Origin of the sequence: Candidatus Tisiphia endosymbiont of Melanophora roralis (assembly GCF_964026575.1) — a bacterium.
Lineage (GTDB): Bacteria > Pseudomonadota > Alphaproteobacteria > Rickettsiales > Rickettsiaceae > Tisiphia.
The window spans coordinates 112,694-135,119 of sequence record NZ_OZ032161.1; the positions used below are offsets into that span (position 1 = coordinate 112,694).

The 22,426-nt window shown below is 31.9% G+C and carries 21 protein-coding genes, 1 tRNA gene and 1 pseudogene; 11 read left to right on the forward strand and 12 right to left on the reverse strand.

The annotated features are described in order from the left end of the window. Position 1 precedes the first annotated feature (1 nt). Both AAGD53_RS00500 and AAGD53_RS00505 read left to right on the forward strand, forming a co-directional pair. Positions 2–511, forward strand: a complete 510-nt coding sequence (locus AAGD53_RS00500) for a hypothetical protein (RefSeq protein WP_341762868.1) — start codon at positions 2–4, stop codon at positions 509–511. Positions 512–607: 96 nt separating this feature from the next. Next, positions 608–1,936 carry an MFS transporter gene (locus AAGD53_RS00505; RefSeq protein ID WP_341762869.1) on the forward strand — a complete coding sequence of 443 codons (1,329 nt, stop codon included), beginning with the start codon at positions 608–610 and terminating at the stop codon, positions 1,934–1,936. Here the strand turns inward: AAGD53_RS00505 and AAGD53_RS00510 are convergent. From AAGD53_RS00510 to AAGD53_RS00525, 4 genes are all read right to left on the reverse strand, one after another. Beyond that, positions 1,916–2,581 (reverse strand): HD domain-containing protein, encoded by a 666-nt coding sequence (locus AAGD53_RS00510; protein ID WP_341762870.1) that lies wholly within the window; start codon positions 2,579–2,581, stop codon positions 1,916–1,918. The genes AAGD53_RS00505 and AAGD53_RS00510 overlap by 21 nt on opposite strands. Before the next feature lie 71 nt (positions 2,582–2,652). Next, entirely contained in the window at positions 2,653–3,252 is a 600-nt protein-coding gene (locus tag AAGD53_RS00515) for a bifunctional (p)ppGpp synthetase/guanosine-3',5'-bis(diphosphate) 3'-pyrophosphohydrolase (RefSeq protein ID WP_341762871.1), read from the reverse strand. Positions 3,253–3,647: 395 nt separating this feature from the next. After that, on the reverse strand, positions 3,648–4,841 hold the full coding sequence (locus tag AAGD53_RS00520; RefSeq protein WP_341762872.1) for a hypothetical protein: 1,194 nt from the start codon (positions 4,839–4,841) through the stop codon (positions 3,648–3,650). A 63-nt stretch (positions 4,842–4,904) separates the two neighbouring features. Next, positions 4,905–5,789: a sensor histidine kinase gene (locus AAGD53_RS00525; protein WP_341762873.1), complete on the reverse strand. Its 885-nt coding sequence runs from the start codon at positions 5,787–5,789 to the stop codon at positions 4,905–4,907. Between the two features lie 534 nt (positions 5,790–6,323). On the opposite strand from AAGD53_RS00525, the gene AAGD53_RS00530 reads away from it, so the two are divergent. After that, positions 6,324–7,142, forward strand: coding sequence for a DNA adenine methylase (locus AAGD53_RS00530; RefSeq protein WP_410521123.1), 819 nt, complete (start codon positions 6,324–6,326; stop codon positions 7,140–7,142). 60 nt (positions 7,143–7,202) lie between these two features. Here the strand turns inward: AAGD53_RS00530 and AAGD53_RS00535 are convergent, their stop codons facing one another. The 3 genes from AAGD53_RS00535 to AAGD53_RS00545 all read right to left on the reverse strand — a co-directional run bounded on the left by AAGD53_RS00535 (position 7,203) and on the right by AAGD53_RS00545 (position 9,650). Further along, a complete protein-coding gene (locus AAGD53_RS00535) occupies positions 7,203–7,511 on the reverse strand; it encodes a hypothetical protein (RefSeq protein WP_341762875.1) in 309 nt (102 codons plus the stop codon). Positions 7,512–7,569: 58 nt separating this feature from the next. Continuing rightward, positions 7,570–8,739, reverse strand: coding sequence for a tyrosine-type recombinase/integrase (locus tag AAGD53_RS00540; RefSeq protein WP_341762876.1), 1,170 nt, complete (start codon positions 8,737–8,739; stop codon positions 7,570–7,572). Positions 8,740–8,808: 69 nt separating this feature from the next. Next, a protein-coding gene (locus AAGD53_RS00545) for an IS5 family transposase (protein WP_341762384.1) occupies positions 8,809–9,650 on the reverse strand; the annotation gives its coding sequence in 2 pieces (ribosomal slippage) (positions 8,809–9,278 and positions 9,278–9,650; 843 coding nt in all). 172 nt (positions 9,651–9,822) lie between these two features. Here AAGD53_RS00545 and AAGD53_RS00550 point away from each other — a divergent pair. Both AAGD53_RS00550 and AAGD53_RS00555 read left to right on the forward strand, forming a co-directional pair. Then, a complete protein-coding gene (locus tag AAGD53_RS00550; protein ID WP_341762723.1) occupies positions 9,823–10,308 on the forward strand; it encodes a helix-turn-helix domain-containing protein in 486 nt (161 codons plus the stop codon). Positions 10,309–10,328: 20 nt separating this feature from the next. Continuing rightward, on the forward strand, positions 10,329–10,826 hold the full coding sequence (locus AAGD53_RS00555; RefSeq protein WP_341762877.1) for an IS630 family transposase: 498 nt from the start codon (positions 10,329–10,331) through the stop codon (positions 10,824–10,826). A gap of 669 nt (positions 10,827–11,495) precedes the next feature. On the opposite strand, the gene AAGD53_RS00560 is transcribed toward AAGD53_RS00555, so the two are convergent. Further along, positions 11,496–11,572, reverse strand: a tRNA-Arg gene (locus tag AAGD53_RS00560). Between the two features lie 700 nt (positions 11,573–12,272). Here AAGD53_RS00560 and AAGD53_RS00565 point away from each other — a divergent pair. Both AAGD53_RS00565 and AAGD53_RS00570 read left to right on the forward strand, forming a co-directional pair. Further along, a pseudogene (locus AAGD53_RS00565) lies at positions 12,273–12,542 on the forward strand (helix-turn-helix domain-containing protein); the annotation flags it as partial. A gap of 79 nt (positions 12,543–12,621) precedes the next feature. Further along, the gene (locus AAGD53_RS00570; RefSeq protein ID WP_341762878.1) at positions 12,622–14,265 is read left to right on the forward strand and encodes an IS1634 family transposase; all 1,644 of its coding nucleotides are present in this window, start codon (positions 12,622–12,624) and stop codon (positions 14,263–14,265) included. A gap of 137 nt (positions 14,266–14,402) precedes the next feature. On the opposite strand, the gene AAGD53_RS00575 is transcribed toward AAGD53_RS00570, so the two are convergent. The 3 genes from AAGD53_RS00575 to lgt all read right to left on the reverse strand — a co-directional run bounded on the left by AAGD53_RS00575 (position 14,403) and on the right by lgt (position 17,668). Further along, complete coding sequence (locus AAGD53_RS00575; RefSeq protein WP_341762879.1) at positions 14,403–15,443, reverse strand: transposase; 1,041 nt, start codon at positions 15,441–15,443, stop codon at positions 14,403–14,405. A 375-nt stretch (positions 15,444–15,818) separates the two neighbouring features. Then, a complete protein-coding gene (locus AAGD53_RS00580) occupies positions 15,819–16,898 on the reverse strand; it encodes a class I SAM-dependent methyltransferase (RefSeq protein ID WP_341762880.1) in 1,080 nt (359 codons plus the stop codon). Further along, positions 16,877–17,668, reverse strand: a complete 792-nt coding sequence (gene lgt, locus AAGD53_RS00585; RefSeq protein WP_341763369.1) for a prolipoprotein diacylglyceryl transferase — start codon at positions 17,666–17,668, stop codon at positions 16,877–16,879. The genes AAGD53_RS00580 and lgt overlap by 22 nt, the downstream gene beginning before the upstream one ends. Before the next feature lie 131 nt (positions 17,669–17,799). On the opposite strand from lgt, the gene AAGD53_RS00590 reads away from it, so the two are divergent. The 4 genes from AAGD53_RS00590 to AAGD53_RS00605 all read left to right on the forward strand — a co-directional run bounded on the left by AAGD53_RS00590 (position 17,800) and on the right by AAGD53_RS00605 (position 21,992). After that, positions 17,800–18,963, forward strand: coding sequence for a mechanosensitive ion channel family protein (locus AAGD53_RS00590; protein WP_341762881.1), 1,164 nt, complete (start codon positions 17,800–17,802; stop codon positions 18,961–18,963). A gap of 18 nt (positions 18,964–18,981) precedes the next feature. Beyond that, on the forward strand, positions 18,982–19,734 hold the full coding sequence (locus tag AAGD53_RS00595; protein ID WP_341761789.1) for a class II aldolase/adducin family protein: 753 nt from the start codon (positions 18,982–18,984) through the stop codon (positions 19,732–19,734). A gap of 416 nt (positions 19,735–20,150) precedes the next feature. Then, positions 20,151–21,101: an IS110 family transposase gene (locus AAGD53_RS00600; protein WP_341762882.1), complete on the forward strand. Its 951-nt coding sequence runs from the start codon at positions 20,151–20,153 to the stop codon at positions 21,099–21,101. Positions 21,102–21,242: 141 nt separating this feature from the next. Then, complete coding sequence (locus AAGD53_RS00605) at positions 21,243–21,992, forward strand: IS5 family transposase (RefSeq protein WP_341762883.1); 750 nt, start codon at positions 21,243–21,245, stop codon at positions 21,990–21,992. 60 nt (positions 21,993–22,052) lie between these two features. Here AAGD53_RS00605 and AAGD53_RS00610 read toward each other — a convergent pair whose 3' ends face one another. Continuing rightward, the gene (locus AAGD53_RS00610) at positions 22,053–22,376 is read right to left on the reverse strand and encodes a transposase (RefSeq protein WP_341762884.1); all 324 of its coding nucleotides are present in this window, start codon (positions 22,374–22,376) and stop codon (positions 22,053–22,055) included. Positions 22,377–22,426: the final 50 nt, after the last annotated feature.

The following is a 22,426-nucleotide window of genomic DNA, read 5'->3' on the forward strand; positions in this document are numbered from 1 at the left end:
AATGAAAGCCGCAAGGATCAAAATAGAAAGAAATCAAGATCAGTATCAAAACATTGTTAGTTTAAGCAAAAAGAAAAATAAACCTCAGGAAATTGTTTTAAACGATACTGTAAAACAGACTTCCACTACCCCTGAGGTAATACCGCAAACTGTGTCCCAAACTATGCCCCAAACTGCCCAGCAGGCAAGAAAACACTATGCTATTTCTAGCAATAATGTTGATAGCCAAAATATTATTGAAGCAAATGACGCAATAGCTGAAAAAGTAAAAGAGCTGAATCAGTTGGAAGAGATACATCAACAGCTACTCTGCAAGGAAGATAGCTTAAAGTTAGAAGTGATGAATTATATGCAATTCCATATTTACCTAAAAAAAGGTGATAATATTCTTGTATCGTGGAAGCAAGCTACCCGCAAAACCTTTGACCTACCAAAGTTCAAAGGTGATTATCCTGAAATGTATAGTGAATATGTCAAAGAGGTATCTCCTAGACTATTTAGGCTTTATTAAATATTCGGTGATATTGTCAACTAAAAATTATCATTTCACTTTTAATATTATTTTTTCTTGCTATCATTAATAACCAAGCTACCGATGGTAAGGAAAATGATAGGGTATCCTCAAGAACAAAGAAGTTTAAACAAAGAACAAAAAGAAGCTGTGGGGTTACTATCAATAGGCACTTTCCTTGAATATTTTGATTTGATGATTTACGTTCATATGGCAGGGGTTCTTAATGAATTATTTTTTCCCAAAACTGATCCACACACTACTGCTTTGTATTCTGCAGGTGCTTTTTGTACAACTTACCTACTTAGACCATTAGGGGCTTTAATATTTGGATGGATAGGTGATAATATAGGGCGTAAATCAACAGTTATCATCACAACTTTTATGATGGCATTTGCTTGCGTTGTTATGGCTAATCTGCCTACTTACGAACAAGTAGGAATCGTAACGGTTTGGATAGCGATTACCTGTCGGGCTGTTCAAGGTATGTCTTCTATGGGCGAAATAGTAGGGGCAGAACTTTATTTAACTGAAATGCTTCACCCACCAATACAATATGCAAGTGTTGGATTTATAGGGGCTTGTGCTGTCCTAGGAACAGTAGGAGCTTTGGCAATTGCCTCACTTGTTGTTTGTTATGGTATTAATTGGCGTATGGCCTTTTGGATTGGTGCAATAATTGCATTTGTTGGTTCTGTTGCAAGAAAAAAACTTAGAGAAGCCCCAGAATTTGCTGATGCCAAACGTCGAATAAAAAGAGTTTTTAAAACAACTAATACAGATATAAATATTTTAAAAAACGATCCTATTTGGCAAGAAAAAGTTAATAAAAAAACTATAATAGCTTTCTTTTTACTACAATGTGCCTTACCGGTATGTGTTTATTCCATTTATATATATTGTGGTAATATTTTAAAAACTAGCTTTGGTTACACAGTACCCGAAATTATTAAGCATAATTTTATTGTTTGTATAATGGAGTTGTTAACCATATTAATATTATGTTATTTAAGTTTAAAAGTATATCCATTATTAATCATGAAAATTGTACTGTTAATATTTTCTATTTTTATGATATTTTGTCCGTATTTATTGAATAATCTTAATTCTCCTTATCAGTTATTTTTTATTCAATTTTTTATAGTCTTATGGAAACAATGCTTAAACCCCGCTACTCCTATTTGTTTAAAAAGCTTTCCTATATTTAAACGTTTTACTTGTGCCAGCATAACATTTGCTGTATCTCGTGCTTTAATGTATGTTATTAGTGCTTTTGGTTTTGTCTACCTTGTTGAGTGTTTTGGCAATTGGGGAATATGGTTTATTATGATTCCTATAATCATTGGTTTTACTTACGGATTATTGCATTTTGAAAACCTGACGAAAATAGCTAAAATCATCCACTCAGAAAACTGTATAGTCTAGAGCCGGTATGGAGTTAATAGGCAAATTTTTGTAACATAGATTTACTAATTGTTGCTCGGCTGTTGGTATTTCTAAGCGAATACAAAGAGTTATAAAATATCCTATAGTTTCCTTAACTATCTTCAGTGCCTTTTCAGGTGATTTAGCTCCTAGAGTTTGTAAGTTGTGAATGCGATCAAAAATTTTAATCAATGCTACATCATATTTTTCTTGTTGAATTAATAACTCTAGAGTCTCTTTAGCACTAATCTTGCCGTAAGGCTTGATTCTTGTTAGAGCTTCCACTTGGCTAGCAATTAGACTCCCAAAAATTTGAGCAATCATCTCTTCGGTAAGTGTTGTATCTTCGATCGTGTCGTGTAGTAAACTGGTAACGATCATGTTAGTGTTAAACAATTGGTGAACTGCTTGAGTTGTATAGCTAGCAAACATATAAGCTACTTCAATCGGGTGTGAGTAATATGGTTCACCCGATTGCCGCATTTGACTACCATGATATTTCTTAGCATAATAGAGAGCTTTGATAATTTCTCTGATATCTACTGGGTGAGTTACTTTTTCATTTAGTAAAATCAATTTACTAAGTAATTTAGCAGAATATTCGCAAGATTTAAACTTTATCTGCCAATTGTCAATATCTTCCATAAAATGCCTCTTTCGTTATTTTAATTCTACATTAAATTACACTAATATTGCCAATGATTTTGTTATATTTCTTAAGAATTATTTTGGAATTTACGCCAAAGATTTTCAATCGCCTGCTCATAAGCAATGAGTTCTGATATAGTCCAATTAAACTGGTTAAAAATATCATAGGCTTCATTTATTTCATCATTAATAGCAACTGTATTAAGTCTCTCCTCATAAAATAACTTTCTTAATTTTTCTTCCTGCGTTTTTTTATATTCTTCATGGTTGGCAATGCCAAATTCGGCTATATTATGCATCCTTCTAGTCCGTATTTGTATTTCTATGTTACGGTCATAGATATCAGCTATAACTACGAGATGCAAAGAACGGTAACCATTATCCTTAGGATCAGCAATATAGTCTTTAGTCTTTCCCATATTAACAGGATAGATATTGTAAAGAGTAACCAATACTTTGTAACAGTCATATTGTTTATTCACAATAATCCTAAAACCAATTAGGTCAGTTAATTTTTTCACCTCTATATTCTTCCTTAACATCTTTTGTAAAACAGAATAAGGGTCTTTTAATCTGTACTGTATTTCAGCTTCTACATCATTTTTTCTCAGATTAGTCCTAATATTAGCCATAATGTTACGTAAATCATTAGTAGTGCTACCTTGCATAATTAATATTATACTCTATACTCAGAATCTTTAATGTTAACAATTAACAACTAGTCTGTCAATTATCAGCAATTAATTAGTTAATAAATTAATACATATTTGTCATAAAAGACTCATAAACTATCATTCTGCCATTCCATTAGATAATTTGGTGTACAGGCATACTTTAAATATAAAGCCATATTACACTAATAATAGAAATGCTTCAATGCTTTTTTATATTATTTTTAAAAAATTAATTCCTATTTTTTGTGTTTCAGAAGACAGACACTGAGGTTAGATTAAAATCTTGCATTGGTTGTCCTAACCTCGGTGCTGAACACCACACCACGTGGCATCCTATCCCCAAATACTCTCATTAATCAGAACACTGTTATTTTTTCCCTAATATAGTGTTAAACCACCGACAAACTACCAGTCAGTTTTTTGTTGTGGATATCTATAGCCTTAATTAACCACTCTATTGCTACATCAGCAACCATTACTCCTCCCAAATCTATTATTATCTTGCTGACAACTTTATTAGCATTTAGAATTCTTATTAGTTTTATTATCCCAGTAGTACTCATAGTGTCCTCATAGCCAAAATCTATCTCTTTGATGGCTCTATTAATTTCTAGAGCCTTAAAAAGTCTAACAATCCCAAAATCATAAATCTTATTGCCCTCAAGTTCTATGTACTTTATAGTGCGATTTTTTGCTAGAAAGCGTGCTAGTATAGCTGCACCATAATGATCAATATTGTTGCATTTAAGCTTTATACAATCCAATGTGCTATTAGTCTTTAGTCCTTTGATAAGCAGACTTATTCCTTTACGACCAATATTGTTGCTGTTAAGATTTATTTCACTTAAAACTTTATTATGTTGCAAAGCTTTGCTAAGCAGTCCCACCCCTTCTGCTCCAATTCCAGTATTTGCAATATCTAGAGAGGCTAGGGTTTCGTTATGTTCGAGAAGATTACTTAATGATCGTACTCCTTCTACACCAATATTGTTACACGCAATATCCAGCATCTCTATAGACTTATTATGTTTTAGAGTTTTAGCAAGCTCTCCTACTCCTTTTGCTCCTATGTTATTTTCAGCAAGAGATAGCCTATATATACTATTATTATCCTCTAAAAACATAGATAAGCCTTCTGCTCCACCATCTTCAATATTATTTCCATCAAGATTTAGTACAGTTATATTATGGTTTTTTAAAGCTTCTGCAAGTCGGCAAGCTCCTGTATCACCAATATTGTTATCACTAATATCTATTTGGGTTATAGTGTTATTGCCTTTCATCGCTTCTGCAAGTTTACATATACCTCTATTGCCAATATTGTTCTCGCTAATATCTATTGTAGTTACAGTGTTATTATTTTGCAAAAAATCCGCAATTAGCTCTATTCCATCATCGTCAATCGCATTGTTGCAAAGATATAGGCTCTTTACTGTGTTATTGTTCCTCAAAGCTCGGATAAGTTGCTTTACACCACTAGTACCAATATTATAGTTTTCAAGATTTATATCAGGCACATTTTCACCAGCTTGTAGTTTTTCAAGAAGTTCATAAAAGTTATTAATTTTAACAAGTTCAGTCATAATATTTATCCTCCAAATTTATTAGATATTTTTACATAGTTGTGTAAATAATTATTAATCTCATCATTGATGCAATCCTTTAGCTGATGTTGATGTTACAGGTATTTGCAAAGTAAAGGTTGTACTCTTACCCTGCCGGCTACTAACATCAATTTTACCATTTACTTCATAAATAAATTGTTTGACTAAACTTAGACCTAATCCTAAAGTTGATTCTGAGCTTGAATCCGTCGCCAATTCTTCACCATCGAGACCATTTAATTGCTTATAGATATATTGTCGCTGCTCTTCAGACATGCCAATACCTGTATCATGAACAATGAATTGTAAAATATCTTTGGCTTTCTGAGCTTCTGTGGTTTTTTTACTATTGTAGTCTTTATCATTTTGTAATATTTTGATACCTTCAGGAAAAAAGTAAGTGGTTAAGGTAATACCGCCTTGTTCAGTATATTTAATGGCATTAGTAATTAACTGGGTTAATATTGCCTCAAGTCGGTAACCGTCACCAATGATAATGGTTGGAATGTCATCTCTGAAATTATTTGCAAACCTTATGCCCTTATTTTTAGAGGATAACATTAGTTTATTAAGAACGTTATTTACTAACGTTTCAGGGTTGAATTTCCTAGAAGTTGTAGCGGCAGGTACTACGCTTGTGGCAGCAATTGAGATTGGGTAGCTAGTAAAATTTACTATATTTCTAGAGTAATACATTAAGTCCTTAGCATAAGTGACAAACACAGCTATAGTACTCTTTTTGTTGGGTTCATCCTCGTGTTCATATAGTACTGTAAAAAGAGCAAACATCTCACTACAAGGTTTGTTTATGCTAATGGATATAGTTCTTACAGAATCTTGGTGGATAAAATTAGCTAGTTCTAGACTAATATTATTTTTTTCATGGGTAGATTTGTTTTCTTGTTGATTTTTTATATCGGTAGGCATAGAATTAACTCCTATTTTACTCTAGGTGGAATAGACACTGAGGTTAGAGAAAAATTTTGCGATTGATATCTAACCTTAGTGCTTGACATTTACATTATTGTAACGTCGTCTTAACAAATACTCTTATTTTTCCTCAGAGTACAGCGGTTTTTCACGATTAGTAATTTTTTTTATAAAGTTTTTTAGAATAGTGTTAAACTAGAGACAGTGAGTAAGATTATTCTTATAGTCGCTGGCTAAACAGCTAAGAAACAAGCCGTAAATTAGTTGTTCAAACAAGCTACCTAACGCGGTTAATTGCATAAATATCTAATTATCTACTTACATTTTAAGGCAAATATCAGCCTAAAATTGTATCAGGTTTTTTTATACCCAATAAAGCTAATTGTTTAGCAGAAGAAAGGGTGTACTTCCATTGACCATGACTTTTAAACCACCATTTTTACCAATATACCGATGATTCTTGTAGCATTTTTGTGATATTTATGATACAATAAGTGAGATATTTATATACTTGAATAATGAACACTTACCATCATGGCTACTACCCAAAATAAGTCGTTACCATTCTTTAATTGGGTTGGCGGCAAAAGAAAACTTGCCGATCAATTGATACAATATGTTCCTGATACTTTCAATAATTATTATGAGCCTTTTCTTGGTGGTGGTGCATTATTCTTCAAAATAAAAGATAGGTGTCAGAAATGTTTTTTATCTGACATTAATTTAGAATTAATTACCAGCTACAATGCTGTAAAAAAGAATCCAATAGCAGTAAATGATTTATTGTCCCAACACAAAGCACAGCACTCAAAAGAATATTATTACAGTGTACTAAACAATGATAACAGCAATGACCCTACTAACATCACTGCTCGGTTTCTTTATTTAAATAAATATTGTTTTAATGGCATTTATTGTATCAACAAAAAGGGCAAGCTTGGCTTGCACTTTTCTACTCATAACTATGGTATCTCTCATTTTAAGAAAAGACTAAAACAATGCAGTAGCTTTCTAAGTGATACCGTAATTTACGTCACTGACTTCTCATTTATCGAACCTCAGGAAAATGATTTTGTCTATTTTGACCCGCCTTATCATAAGGCTGGAGAGAAATTTTATACTCGATTGCCCTTTAATGAACAGGAACAAGTCAGGCTAAGAGATTTTGCCAAGGAACTCACTAGCAAAGGTGTAAAACTAATGATTTCTAATAGTGACACCAATTTTATCAGAGAAATATACCAAGATTTCACCATAAATACTGTTGACATTAAATACACCATAACTGGACAGAAAGTAAACGTACAGAAAGAAATCGCCAAAGAGCTTATCATTACTAACTATGAATAAGCTGATTGCTATGCTGATTACTCAATATATACTCAGCACTACTCTTACATTTAAGTATATTTAGTTTTTTATCTGTTTCGTCAATTCTTCAATCATTCTTTGTTGTACTTCAATCTGTATTTGCAATGCCTCAATAATATTATTAAATTGAACATTATCAGTAATTTCTTTTGTTTCCTTTGGCAGAGCTACTTTATTTTCTGTAAAAAATTCTGTGTCTTTCAGAATTTTGTCGAATGGAATCGCAGCTTTGTTCTGAAACTCTCTAACTTGCTCCTTAGCTATAATATCATATACTTCTGTTGACCTTTGATCCTTATGACCTAAAGCCTCACCTATTATCTCTCTATTTGCTCCAGCTTTACGCATCCAACTATACTCGATGAAAATCAACAATTGCGTTGTCGTTGTCCAAGACCTGCGGTGCTCACGTACTAATGTACGCTGCGCTCCTCGGCTTGAACACTCCTAGCACTTGTTGATTTTGATCTTCGTCTACCAACTCTTCATTTACGAGCAGTATACCATGTGTTCTTCTTAAGTCATGTATCCTTAAGTCGTCAATACCCGCTACTTTACAAATTTTCTGCCAAGCCTCCTGTGGGACTGCTATGTGACCACTCTTACTATCTTTATGGCTACTTGGAAATACCCATACTGATTTATTATTATTTTCTTTTTGTCTTCTTGTCAATATGCTTAGGGCAGAGTTCACTAAATGAACTCTTTGTGTTTTATTATTTTTAGCAATCTTAGCTGGTATAGTCCATGTCATGTTTTCAAAATTAATATCCTGCCATTTCATAGATAAAACATTACTTCTCCTAGCTCCAGTAAATAATAGCATTAAGATAGCATCTGCAGTTATACTAGTACATTCTGCAATAACTGTCTTAATAAACTTTGTCAATTCCTCTATGATTGCAATATATCGTGTTCTGACATTTTCCGGATTTCTTTCAATATCCTTTGCTGGATTCTTCTCTAACATTTCCCATTTAATACCCCTATTGAACATCGCACTAAATAACTTAACAAAGTCGTTAGCACTATATAGACCTCTATTATTGCTAATATCATTAAACGTTTTCTGAATATCAGCCCTTGTTACAGTAGCTATTTTCATGTCATAATAATCTTTACCTAATCGTTTCATTCTAGCAATATCATTTTCCCAGCCTCTATTTCTACGTTTACAGTGTTCTTCAATATAATGTTTATCAAAAAACTCTTTAACGGTTAATTTGGTTAATTTATCATCTATTGGATTATTTGTTAGTTCGGCTGGTTGATTATCTATTTGATTATTTGCAATAGCTAATTTTTCAAGAGGGTTAATGCCTCTTGCTATCTGTCTTTTTAGTTCAGCAGCTTTATTTCTTGCCTCTGCTATCGACATATAAGGAAATTTACCTAATTTAATTGAACGACTAGGACATTTCTTCTGCACTGTTTTACGTAAGTAAAAAGTCTTGCTTTTGTTTGCAATAAGATATAAGCCCTTTTCTTTGATATCATTATAAAAATCTTGTTTAGTTTTGGGAGGAATAATTTTGCTTATAGAATCTTGAGTAAAATGTAATTTGAAAGTTGCCATATATCTACCTTAATTATATTATTAGTTTCAATAGCGTTTACACTAATGATGTTAGAGCTTGTCCGCAAACTAAGTAATAGAAGTAATCCTACGAAGAAGTAATCGACTCATAGCCAAAAAAATTATATTTTCACTAGAATCAGTAAGAAAATCATATTCCTTGGAGAGCCTTCTATTTCTATTTATCCAAGCAAAGCTTCTCTCAACAACCCATCGCCTTGGCTGTACTTTAAACCCAACTTCCCTTGTTGGCAATAGTTCTAGTGGTGTATTTTTTGGTATCCAAAATCTGCACACTGGGCGTTTAACAATTTCTAAATCTATGTTATACTTTTCCTTAATGAGACCCTTTAAATCTTTAGACTGATACCCCATATCAGCCCACATTTGTTTAATAGTAGTGTACTCTTTTTGCATGTTACTGAGTAGCACTGTAGCTCCGTATCGATCATTCTCATTCGCAGAACCGACATAACAACCTAATACAAAGCCTTGTGTATCGGTAATAATATGCCTCTTTCTGCCCTTAATTTTCTTAGCTCCATCATAACCTTTAGCTCCCCTTTTTCTGTTGTCTTGACAGACTGACTATCTATTATGCAAGCACTAGGATACTCATTTCTACCTAATTTTCGTCTAACATCCTTGATAAGTTCATGGTTCATACGTTCAAATACACCTTGCTTCTTCCATCTTCTAAATTGTTCATATACTGTCTTCCAAATTGGAAAGTCATGCGGCATATATCTCCACTGACACCCAGTACGTAATACATAAAAAATTGCATTCAAAATCTCTCTTTTGCTATGTTTTAAAGGTCTACCTCCCTTTACATACGATACTTGAAACAAACCCTCTATCCTTAACCATTCTTCATCTGTTAAATCTGTTGGATAATTTTTTCTGCTCATTCTTCTATACTTCTTACTAATAATACTTTGTTCACTTCATCATACCTTAATTTTAGTTTGCGGACAAGCTCTTATACTAATTCCCTAATTTAAATTAGTATAAATAGTAGAAAAAAGATGAGATTATGTTATAATATTCCAAGTTTATGAATAAATTAAGGAAAGGAATATAATGGGATGTCATCAAAGATTAATAACAGAAGAGTTATACCAACGTGCTATTGAGCAACTTGCAAGCATGAACCGAGATAATAGAGTTGCTATTAGACTTATGGCTATAATTGCTGCTAAAGAAAATGGTGTTGGTGTAGTATGTAAGGTATTTAATATAACAACCAATACGCTTAGGAACTGGGTAAAAAGCTTTGCTCAAGGTAATGATAAAAGCCTTGAATATAAACAAGGTAGAGGACGAAAAAGTAAATTAACAAAAAATTGTTGTGAAGCAATAAATAAATGGTTACAAGACGATTGTAACATGACAATAAAAAATATCATCATAAAACTTAAAGAAAATTTGGAGATTGATGCTAGTAAATCGGTTGTACATAGAGTATTACAGAAACTTAAATTTGCATACATTACCCCAAGACCAGTGCATTACAAACAGAATAAAGAAACTCATGAAGGGTCTAAAAAAAACTTCAAGAAACAATAACAAATAACCCTAGCAGTTACTTGTATTTCTTTGATGAATCACGTTTTGGGACTCATTCTAAATTAGGTTATGGTTGGTTTCGTAAAGGTAGCAGAACTCAAGTTAAAGCCAAAATGGGCTTTCAAAATTTCTATGTTTATAGTGCGGTTAACCCAATCACAGGTGATGATTTTACTTTAATGATGCCAAATGTCAATACCGTTTGTTTAAATATATTTTTGGCAGAGATGTCTAAACAGATAGGAGAACAAAAAGCGATTATTGTTATGGATTGTGCTGGATGGCACAAAGCTAAAGAGCTAATTATTGCAACAAATATAGAAATTCTTTATTTACCCCCATATTCTCCTGAATTGAATCCGACAGAAAAATTGTGGCAATATTTAAAGTCTAATACTATAAAGAATAGAGTATATGACACAATCGAACAACTAGAAATAGTAGTATGTTCCTGCCTTAAAAATTTAAGTGCCTCACTAATTAAATCGATTTGTTGTATGAATTATTTGCTAAATTAAATTAGGGAATTAGTATTATTGGTATTTTTTATTTAAATTAAGTGGTTTTTTATTGATTTTTAATATAGGAGGGCATAGAGTAAAATCCTGTTTTTTGTTTTGTAAAAAATAGACATTGAGGTTAGAATTAAAAATTTGACTATTATCATTCTAACCTCGGTGCTTGATACTGCACCACGCAGTTTCATGTTCTACAAATACACCCATTATTCCTGATAGTACAGGGGATTTTCACTAGATTTAGAAAATTTTTAGAATAGTGTTAACTTAGTAACATCAGCTAAAATTGTTATTATAGTTGATGCCTAAATATCTGATAAGTAAGCACTTAATTGATAATGTGTATTGAGTTATATACCGATGATTTTTGTGATATTTATTGTTAATTTAATTATTAATATTAAGTTTTAAGCAAAAAACAATTAAAAAAATTAACTTATTTAATTAACCTATTTTAGTTTAAAACTATAATAACAATTCAACTAAGAATGTGACTAGAAACTATTATTTTTCATGTAGGTTTTATTTTGGTTTTGCAAGAAATTACCCCAATTTTTATCATAAATTGACAAATATATTAGGTTTAGATGGTTTTTAAATATTAATTCAAACTATAGGAGGAAAGCTTATGAGTACTAGGACTTCAATGGCTAAAACTAATAAAAAATTTGGCGCACCCGGAGGGAGTCGAACCCCCAGCCTTATGATCCGTAGTCATATACTCTATCCAATTGAGCTACGGGTGCTATATATACTCTTCTGTTTTAAAGAATTGTTTTTTGAGATATTATTGGATTCACGTACCAAAGTACACTGAGTGCGTTCCTAATTCATTTTCAATTCGTAAGACCATTCGAGTATACTTGAATCCTAGATAGCATAGTGTGCTTATTTTTATAAAACATCTTAAAATTGAAAATTTTTAGAAAGAGTATACTATATCCCTAAACTCCTATTATGTCAAGATCACAAGTTTCCAAACCTAGAACAGGGCAGTTTAAAAATCGCAACTGTGAGTAGAAGGGGGTGCAAATGTTTAGAACAGGAATAAAAGAACTAAAAGATACTGCAAGCTAGGAAATAAGGTATCTAGAAAGAGATAAAGATAGTAAGAAAGAGTGGCTTTGTTGCATAAATAGGATTTGAGATAAATTACCCCTAACCCCAAAATAGAAGGTTAGCAAACGGCAACAGAAATTGGTTTGCCAATCTCAAACATTTTGTTTAGAAGGTAGCATTTAAAATTGTAAAAGTAAAGACTTGATCTGACAGTTTGGAGTTGTTGGATACGAAAATATGGAATAAAATCGTACCCAGCAAATTTTAACAACCTCTTATTAAGGAGATTGTCAGATGACAACATATCAAGAAAAAATTATAAAACCAAGAATTGGTTTATTACAATTAGCAGAACAACTAGGAAACGTATAGCAAGCTTGTAAAGTAATGGGCTATAGCAGAGATACATTTTACCGCTATAAGGAACTGCATGAGCAAGGTGGAGCAGAATCTTTGTTTGAGATGACTAGAAAGAAGCCATGTTTGAAGAATCGTGTTCCATCTAATATCGAGGATGCAGTAGTTAATATAGCTGTTGAATTTCCTGCTTATGATCAGGAACGTACTGCTAATGAATTACGTAGGAGAGGTATCATTATCTTTGGAGGTGGAGTAAGGTCTGTTTGGCTACGTCATGACTCATCTTCTAGACGAAAAAGTGCTTAAAACACCTAAAGAATGAGGTTTATAAGGATTATGCTATAAGATTTGTAGTCATGTAAATGATGTTTTTTATTTGACAATACTGGAATTTAGAGATATAATCTCTTTCATGTATATTACAACTGTTCCAAATAGAAATTCTCGTCCTGCAATATTGCTTCGTACCTCTTATCGCGAAGACGGGAAAGTATTAAATAAAACCCTAGCTAACTTAACTAACTGGGATGATTTACGCATTGAGGCTTTTAAGAAGATGCTTAAAGGTGAATTTGATGGTTTAGATGGTGTTCCTGAGGTTGGTGAAAGTTTTGGGACTATTTTTCTACTAAAAAAAATTGCTGATGAAATTGGTATTACTAAGGCTCTTGGTACTAGAAGCAAAGAAGCTTTATTGAGTCTATTTTTGGTTTTAGCACGCTTTGCTCACCAAGGGTCTAGACTTTCCAGCGTGAAATGGGCGAAATCGCATGCGATATCTGATGTATTATCTGTCGATTCATTTGATGAAAACCATTTATATCAGGCTCTAGAATGGTTAGAAGAGAACCAAGAAAAGATCGAATTAAAATTATTTAAAACTTATCAAAAGAAAAATAACAAGCTGCCTGTTATGCTTTTATATGACGTCACTTCCAGCTATTTCGAAGGAACAGAGAATGAACTTGCGGAATATGGGTACAATCGGGATAAAAAGAAGGGTAAAAAGCAAATAGTGATTGGTCTATTAACTGATGATTATGGCGAACCTTTGGCTGTTAGAGTTTTTAAGGGTAATAGTGCTGATCCTTCTACCATTTATGAGCAGATTGAGCTAGTAAAATCTAATTTTGGTATTAAGAATATCGTCTTTGTTGGTGATAAAGGAATGATTAAGAGGACAGGCAAAGAAGCCCTGAGCAAAGAAGGATGGGACTATATTACAACCTTAAGTAAAGTTGAGATTGAAAGCTTAAAGAAAAGCGGAGTTTTGCAATATAGTTTTTTTGCAGAACAGCTATGCGAAGTAACCAATAATGGCAAAAGATATATTTTAAGGAAAAATGGTTCTATAGCCCGAAAAGTTGAGTTTGATAGGAATACCCGAGTTGAAAAATTGGTTGCAAAGATTGAAGAGCGTAATATATATGTATCAACCCATAAGAAAGCAAAGCTAGAACTTGGTTTAAATAATATTCAAAAAATTGCCAAAGAATGGCGGATAGATAAATTTATCAACCTAAAATTAGATGGCAACCAAATAGTGGTTGAAATTGATCAAGATAAGAAAAAAGAGTTGTTTGCTCTTGATGGTTGTTATGCGATTGAAACACAGATTGAAATTAAACTGATGAGTAAAGAATTGGTTGATAAAGCTTACCATAATTTACATGAAGTAGAATCGAATTTTAGCAGTATGAAGACAGGATTACTCGAAGTAAGACCGATCTTTTTAAGGAAAAGCAACAGAACGAAGGGACATGTATTTGTTTGTATGTTGGCATTAAAAATATGGCACTATATGAAAAATAAGTTGAAACAAGGTTGTGGCGTAACCAAGGATGGTAAATATAATGTAACCATTGAGGAAGCATTAAGAGAGCTGGATAAAGTATGTTTTTTATATTACACAATCAAGGGTTGCAAAGTTGCAAGATTACCAAAATTAAGCGAGTTTCAACAAAATTTATTCAATTTATTTGATTTAACGATGCCCCAAATGACAAAATCTGCAAAATGATAAAATGTAGTCAGTAACAAAAATTTAATTTTCTGTCCCACACACCGCATGACAATCTACTTCTATAGCATAATTTTTGCTCATATTTATCTCGAAGATGAGTCACGTACTTCATGTCACACTACTGGACAAAAAGGTTAGGTTGGTTGCACAAAGTGTAACTTAAACAATTTTATGATTAAGGAATCAAAAAATTGCTTAGAACGACTATAAGCTTGTTTAATTGATCTTATACCTAACTGTAGTACAGAATAACTCCTACATCCTAGCGTTTTCTTCATTTTTATCGGTTGCTCTTGCTCTCCAATTGCTCCTATTTTTATTGCCATTGCATATGCTATAAATAAACATTTTATAAAATTCTCTAATCGCACTTTACTCTTTATATGCGTATCTTCCATTCTAAAACCATTACTTTTGCACCCTTTAAAGGCTGCCTCGATATCCCATCTCTTCCGATATATTTCAGATCCGTTTGACATGTTCTTACTGTACACTATCGATAGATATTCTCCGCTTGCTAATTTGATATGATCAAATTTCACTGGGACAGAATAAAACCTTGTAGAAAAATTTCTTATCTTTGTTTCTTTCATGCTATCGATCCTAATCCATTGACCTTCTTTATTAACTATTCTATTTGTCCTTCTCACCCTTAATGCATAATTAATATTTTTATTGTGAAGATAGGTAATTAATTTCTCATTATCAAATTCCCTATCTCCTAATATTCCCTCTATCTTTTCCTTACCAAATTCCTCTATAAATTTCGATATTACTGCAATTTGATCGTCTGCCGTACATGCTCCTTTATAAGGAATTATTTTATATATTAATGGCATAGCAATTTTATTATATGATACCGACAATACTAATATATTTCTTATCTCCTGTCCTAATTCCCAAGTGGTTCTATCTATTGATAAAACCACTTTCCCTTGAGGAATATAATTTTTCATATACTTATAATAATCATCAATATTGATATTGTCTTCTTGAAGAAATCTATATACCGCTTTTATTTTTGAATCTAATAATTTATCTCCTTCTATTTCTTCTGCCATATTTTTATATTTGCTTCCTCGACACAACATTAATGATTTTATTATGCCCTTGAACGTGTTTAGTCTTGTATCTTTCATCTCAAAATGATTATATAGTAATTCGGCTAGTAACATAGAGTACCACAGATTTTTTTGTGTTCAATCTAAAATACTCTATTTACTAGCTCTTGCAACCACCCCATCTCTTTTGTCCAGTAGTGTGACTTCATGTACTCCTAGTCCTCCCACCTTTTGTTTTACGTTCCAATTTGCTTGCACCTTATGATTTTCTTTAATTTTTAAATTATCAAATACTAATAACCATTTATCTTTACTAGATAAGTAAGATAACGCTTCTTTTTTTGCTGATCCGACATCTTCCGATATTAAATTAGTCCTAGCCTTTTCATTGATTGACTTTGCTAGTTTTAAAAATTCTTCATTAATATCTAAGTTACAATTGCTTCGTCGACCTACGGTCTCCTCGCAATGACGCCGTGGAATTATACCTTACTCCTGTACAAGGCACAATACTTTAAACAATAGTCCCATTTTATTCGGAGCGATTAGCCTATCAACTTGTTTTGCTATTATATTTGCTTCTATAATAGGTAATTTATTTTGCAATAGTTTACTTCGTAATAATATACCATTACCAATTAGAAAATCACGTTGTGTTATTGATCCATAAACATTTATTCCTATATTTTGGGCTACTGTTTTTAAAGCATAAAAGTCAACATGTGCTGACAAATCAGCTTCTCCTAAAGTTTCAAGCAGAGGGTAATATTTATGATTTTTTATCGCTTGTAAAGTAGGGTCATATTGGTTACGCATCCTTTTTATTGGATATATATCATAACCGTAATCAATAACTAAGCTAGCCCCACCAAATTTCATTATATGCTTGCTAATAAATTTTATGATTTCTAATGATTTAGGTGATTCTTCTATTACTGCTCCGTCATATGCGTTTGGGTGTTCTTGCAGTAAGTAGTGTTGCAATTCTTTACTAACTTCTATCTTATCGAACTTAATTTTACCATCAGTTGGGTCAATAATAAGTATTGACTCGTACCAAAGTTCTTTGCTTTTAATATATTGTTTAATTGGCATAGCGTCAAAAAATTCGTTAGCTATTATAATAGAAGGAATTTTAGATATATATTGTACTGCTGTATGATGTTTAATAGGTAAACCAACTAATTTGAGGTTTGTTTTCTGTTTCTTGATAAAATGAAGATTAATTTCAATCAATTCTATTGAAATGGATTGGTAGAATTTTGGAACTAATTTAGCAACATTGAGAAAATCCCGCATTAATACTCCTTGTCCAGGACCTAACTCAACTAAATTAGTCTTCTGAGGACATCCCATTTTATGCCATTGATCAATAGCCCATAACGCTATCATTTCACCAAAAAGCTGAGAAATTTCTGGAGCTGTGGTAAAATCTCCTAGGCAACCTAACTTATCTTGTTTTTTGTAGTAAGAAGAAGGATTTACCGACATTACTTGGAGCATCATTTCGTCAAGCTTAATACTACCATTCTGTTCAATAAGTTTTCTTACTTTAGAGTCGATTGGCATCTAATTCGTATTATTAAATAAATTCCTAGTATTAGCATAGGTAATGATAAAATTTGTCCCATAGTTAAGTTATTAAAAATAAAGCCTATGTGAAAATCTGGCTCACGAAACATTTCTATAATAATTCGAAATACAGAATATAATATTAAAAATATAGCAAAATTCAAACCACGGATATTTATAGTTTTGTATTTAAAAGTGGCATAAGCTAGAATTGACAGTAATATAATTCCTTCAAAAAATGCCTCATAAAGTTGGCTGGGGTGTCTTATTTGTAGATCACTATTTGGGAAAATCATTCCCCAAGGCATTTTAGTTACTCTACCATATAATTCACCATTAATAAAATTGGCTATTCTACCTAAAAATAAACCGATAGGACCAATTGTAGCTAATAGATCACATAGAAATAAGAAGTTAATTTTATACTTATGGCAGAAAAAATAACTAGATATGATTAAACCAATCATACCACCATGAAATGACATACCGCCTTCATAAGTCTTTAAAATGGTAATAGGATCAGAAAAATATTTAATCGGATTATATAGTAATACATAGCCTAATCTTCCCCCTATTACTATACCGAGAATAGCCCAAGTAACAAAATTTTCTAAGTGTGACGCGGTAACACCAACTTCAAATTTTTTTATAATTTTATAAGCATAGAACCACCCAACTATTATACCCAAAACATAAGCCATGGAGTACCAATAAACGGTAAATGATCCAATAGAAAAAATAACAGGATTGATATTTGGGAAGAGCATACGGTAATTATATACACCAACTTGATAGATTGCAAGTGTTGGAAAAAATATTAAATAAATCATCGAATTAATTAGACTAATAGTTGACTAATTAATATCATACAATGAACAAATATCAAAAAGGTTGATTTATGACGCAGTATTTATTGCATCTTTATCACAAATACGATAAAGAAACTTTCATGTTAATAATTATGATAGTTTCAATCATTCCATTGGTTATTGTTATTAAGACAGTAATATTTTCAATGATAAAAAACTATATTAATAAACGGCATCATGATTATGAAAAAACATTTAAAAAATATTCTATATACACCTACTTATTACATACATTGCTAAGTTTATACCTTATATTTTGGGGCAATATCTTACAGGCATTTCCTATTCCACATTGGATAATTAGTATTAAGAATATTGTAATAACACTCTATACAGGTAGCTTCGTTACATTGCTAATCCTATCTCTTATAGAGGCTTTTGCCGATATTTATCGAAACAAAATGGCAACTTCTGTACAAGCCTATTTAAGTTTATACACACAAATATCAAAAATACTTATTGTTTCTGTTGCTACCATTATAATTATTTCCAGTATTTTGAATATTTCCCTTGGTGCATTTTTTACTAGTTTAGGAGCAGCGGCAGCGTTGTTAACCTTCCTATTTAAAGATACTGTTACAGGTTTGTTAGCAAGCTTACAACTTATTTCTCAGGATATAATACGAATTGGTGATTTTGTTACTGTTAACCAGTATAATGTTGAAGGTACTGTAGAAAAAATTACTATTACAGTAGTTAAGATTAAAAATGCCGATCAAACTATTTCAACAATACCTACATCTAGTCTTTTAACAACTAATGTAGTGAATTCTCGTGGTATAACGGAATCAGTGGCAAAAAAAATTCAGAGAGCAATATGTATTGATACAAATAGTATCGTATTTGTTCCAACTATATTTATACAGGAGTTACAAAAATCACCATATCTTGCACCGGAAGCAATAAATAAAGTGAATTTGGAACATATAGGTAGCGATATAACAAATATAAAAATATTTAGATTATATATAAAAGAATATCTTAAAAATCACCCTGCGATATATAAAGAAAATTTTACATTTTTGGTACGTCAGTTAGCTCCAACCCCTAATGGTTTACCAATAGAATTATATGTCTTTACTAATGAAACAAGAGGGGATATATATGAAGATATTCAAAGCGGTATTTTTGATCATTTGTTTGCAGTGATTCCTGAATTCAAATTAAAAGTATTTCAAAATAATAATGTATAAGCTTAAACTAATATAACAATGACTTTAGAAGAGATCAAATTTAACTTAGCTTCTGCATATCAAATTCTTGCGATTTTGACCCTAGATGACCATACTTATACACATCTATCTGCAAGACCTGAAGGGGCAGATTTTTACTATATTTATCCTTTTGGTTTAAGGTTTGAAGAAGTAACTAGCGATAATTTACTGCGAGTTGGTTTTGATGGAACAGTTCTAGAGGGTAGCGAAGATAGTTACAATGAAACCGGCTACGTCACTCACGGTAATATATACAAAAAAAGATCAGACATTTTATCTATCTTTCATCTACATACTCCAGCAACTGTTGCTGTATCATCTATGCGAGTTGGATTGATGCCCATAAGTCAATGGGCGTTGCATTTTTATGGAAAACTATCTTATCATGACTATAACTCTCTTCTACTTAAATCTAATCAAAGTAATACAATGCTTGATGATCTTGGACAAAATTATGTTATGTTTCTACGTAATCATGGAATATTAGCTTGTGGTAAAACAATCCATGAAGCTATGTTCTATACTTATCATCTAGAGCAAGCATGTAAGACCCAATGTTTAGCATGTTCAACAAATCAGGAGTTAATCTTGCCATCTCAAGAAATTTGTAAAAAATCTGTGCAAGATCTATTGTCATTTGAAGAAGATTTAGGCAAACGTGACTGGATTGCTTGGCTTAACTTACTTAAGAGAGTTAATTTTGCAAAGTATAAAGAATATACTCAAATAGATTTGAAGAATTGGATTTGAAAATGAATGGTGAGCATGCTAGGCGTACAACTAGTCACACTACTGGACAAAAGAGAAGGTTTTTACTTACATGTTACCAAATTTTTGGCAAAAAGTGTCTCTAGTTAATCCTATTATTTACCTCGTAAGTGGATTAAGATAGACTTTTTATGTACTAGTTACGACTTAATCTGACAATAAGTAATAATCAGGCAGCTTGATAAGTAATAGCCAAGTTGTCTGATATTCTCTCTATATTACTAGGTTCTTATATCTTTAAATTATGATATAAGTAATTGTAAGAGGGTGACTTGATAGGTTCTTGATTGAAATAATCGTGCACAGAATAAGTACCCTCTTACAAGGTTTGCTTTGAACAAATTGCAGAAGGTGCTGGAAGCAGCAGCCTTGCCCAATAAGATGAAGGAGATTATATCATGAGTAAAATAATAGGTCTAGATGTAAGTAAAAAATGGTTAGATATATGTTTATATGAGTCTAACAATAAACCGATATATAATCGTTTTTCCAATGATAAGTTAGGGCATGAAGAACTGATAAAATTAATAAAAGAGCAAGAAATTAAGATAATAGTATGTGAGCCTACTGGAGGTTATGAAGCAGAGATTTGCCAAGAATTGTATAATAATAAGCAACAGATACATAAGGTCAATACCTATAGTTTTAATTCATTTAGTAAATCGGTGAATTTGTGTAAAACTGATAAGAAGGACGCATTTAAATTAGCATATTATGGCGATAAGATGCAACTTACAGCTAATTATTTATATCAAGTTGAATCAGAGACTTTGAAGAGATGTCAGCAAAGGCGAGAAGATTTAGTATTAATGCTTAGCAATGAAAAGAAGAGGCTACATCATAGTATTGATGGCATTGATAAAGAGAGTATAGAAAAACTCATTAAATTTTTACAGAATGAAATAGCTGAGCTTGATAAGAAATTAAATGAGGTAATAGATGAATCAGAAGAGTTGAAAGAGAAGGTAAAAATATTAGAGAGTGTGCCTGGTATTGGTAAATGCGTAGGTAAAAAACTAATTAGTTTTTTACCTGAATTAGGAAATAAAAATTATAGTAGTAACGAATTGTCAGCAATTGTGGGGATAGCTCCTTATGCTCGTGATAGTGGTAATAAGCAAGGACGAAGATTTATTAGAGGTGGCAGGAAAATACCACGAGATGCTTTATACATGGCGGTATTGGCGGGGAAAAATGGTGTCAAAAATAGTTTTCAATATTTAAAAGCTTTATATGATAGGCTTGTTAACAATTTTAAACCTAAAAAGGTTGCTATAGTTGCGTGCATGCGTAAACTACTTGAAGTGTGCCATAAACTTATTCAACAAAAACGTTGTTTTGTTATTTAGATAAATATTTTTTATTTTTTTGAAAATTTAGATAAAAGATAATTGCTGTTGACAAAAATTGTAGTTAGGAAAAAGGAATAAAAAGTTGTCATAGTAAGAAGAAATGGTAGTTTCTAGTTATCAAAAAAAGGAACTACCAATATGAAGTATTACATAGAAGAACAAGCATGGGAAGTAATTTTATCATTTTTTAAGGAAAGAAATGGTATACACAAGAATGAAGAAAAAATGAGACAGTTTATTGAAGCAATATGGTTTATTGTTAGAACAGGTTGTCAATGGCGTCTTCTACCTGACGATTATGGTTGTTGGTACAGTATTTATCGCAGATTTAAGAGATGGGTTGATAAAGGTATATGGGATGCTTTAATGGATTATATTAAAGTAGATGCAGATATGGAATTGATTATGATTGATGCAACTATTATAAGAGCACATGCTTGCTCATCTGGATATATCAAAGGTAATCAAGAAGAAGCAGCTTTAGGTAGAAGCAGAGGTGGTTTTAGTACTAAAATTCATGCCCTTGTTGATGCCCTTGGTAATCCATTAAAGTTTATACTAACTGCTGGGCAAAGAAATGATATAACTCAAGCGGGAAATCTTACTCAAGATGTTCAGAATACGACAGTGATAGCCGATAAAGGATACGATAGTAGTGCATTTGTAGAAAGTTTAGAAAATAAGGGGTGTGAGATTGTTATACCACCAAAATCTAACCGTAAAGTACAACGTGAATATGATAAACATACTTATAAGGAACGACATTTAATTGAGTACTTATTTGGTAAAATCAAACATTTTAGGCGTATATTTTCTAGATTTGATAAAGCCCCAGCCACTTTTTTAGCTTTTCTAAATTTCGTTGGAACTTTAATATGGTTACGTTAAAATTTTTGTCAACAGCAATTATCTTTTATCTAAAATTTCAAAAAAATAAAAAATATTTATCTAAATAACAAAACAACGTTTTTGTTGAATAAGTTTATGGCACACTTCAAGTAGTTTACGCATGCACGCAACTATAGCAACCTTTTTAGGTTTAAAATTGTTAACAAGCCTATCATATAAAGCTTTTAAATATTGAAAACTATTTTTGACACCATTTTTCCCCGCCAATACCGCCATGTATAAAGCATCTCGTGGTATTTTCCTGCCACCTCTAATAAATCTTCGTCCTTGCTTATTACCACTATCACGAGCATAAGGAGCTATCCCCACAATTGCTGACAATTCGTTACTACTATAATTTTTATTTCCTCCCGACTTCCGCATTTTTTAATAAGGCATAAGCTTAGAAGGGTCATAGTGCTAGGATTTTTAAA

Coding starts and splice junctions, on each gene's coding strand:
- AAGD53_RS00520 (WP_341762872.1), bottom strand. CDS start 4,841: ATGACTGAACTTGTTAAAATTAATAACTTTTATGAACTTCTTGAAAAA.
- AAGD53_RS00535 (WP_341762875.1), bottom strand. CDS start 7,511: ATGCGTAAAGCTGGAGCAAATAGAGAGATAATAGGTGAGGCTTTAGGT.
- AAGD53_RS00525 (WP_341762873.1), bottom strand. CDS start 5,789: ATGCCTACCGATATAAAAAATCAACAAGAAAACAAATCTACCCATGAA.
- AAGD53_RS00595 (WP_341761789.1), top strand. CDS start 18,982: ATGACTTTAGAAGAGATCAAATTTAACTTAGCTTCTGCATATCAAATT.
- AAGD53_RS00505 (WP_341762869.1), top strand. CDS start 608: ATGATAGGGTATCCTCAAGAACAAAGAAGTTTAAACAAAGAACAAAAA.
- AAGD53_RS00580 (WP_341762880.1), bottom strand. CDS start 16,898: ATGCCAATCGACTCTAAAGTAAGAAAACTTATTGAACAGAATGGTAGT.
- AAGD53_RS00590 (WP_341762881.1), top strand. CDS start 17,800: ATGACGCAGTATTTATTGCATCTTTATCACAAATACGATAAAGAAACT.
- lgt (WP_341763369.1), bottom strand. CDS start 17,668: ATGCTCTTCCCAAATATCAATCCTGTTATTTTTTCTATTGGATCATTT.
- AAGD53_RS00510 (WP_341762870.1), bottom strand. CDS start 2,581: ATGGAAGATATTGACAATTGGCAGATAAAGTTTAAATCTTGCGAATAT.
- AAGD53_RS00500 (WP_341762868.1), top strand. CDS start 2: ATGAAAGCCGCAAGGATCAAAATAGAAAGAAATCAAGATCAGTATCAA.
- AAGD53_RS00540 (WP_341762876.1), bottom strand. CDS start 8,739: ATGGCAACTTTCAAATTACATTTTACTCAAGATTCTATAAGCAAAATT.
- AAGD53_RS00600 (WP_341762882.1), top strand. CDS start 20,151: ATGAGTAAAATAATAGGTCTAGATGTAAGTAAAAAATGGTTAGATATA.
- AAGD53_RS00550 (WP_341762723.1), top strand. CDS start 9,823: ATGGGATGTCATCAAAGATTAATAACAGAAGAGTTATACCAACGTGCT.
- AAGD53_RS00575 (WP_341762879.1), bottom strand. CDS start 15,443: ATGTTACTAGCCGAATTACTATATAATCATTTTGAGATGAAAGATACA.
- AAGD53_RS00605 (WP_341762883.1), top strand. CDS start 21,243: ATGAAGTATTACATAGAAGAACAAGCATGGGAAGTAATTTTATCATTT.
- AAGD53_RS00515 (WP_341762871.1), bottom strand. CDS start 3,252: ATGCAAGGTAGCACTACTAATGATTTACGTAACATTATGGCTAATATT.
- AAGD53_RS00610 (WP_341762884.1), bottom strand. CDS start 22,376: ATGCGGAAGTCGGGAGGAAATAAAAATTATAGTAGTAACGAATTGTCA.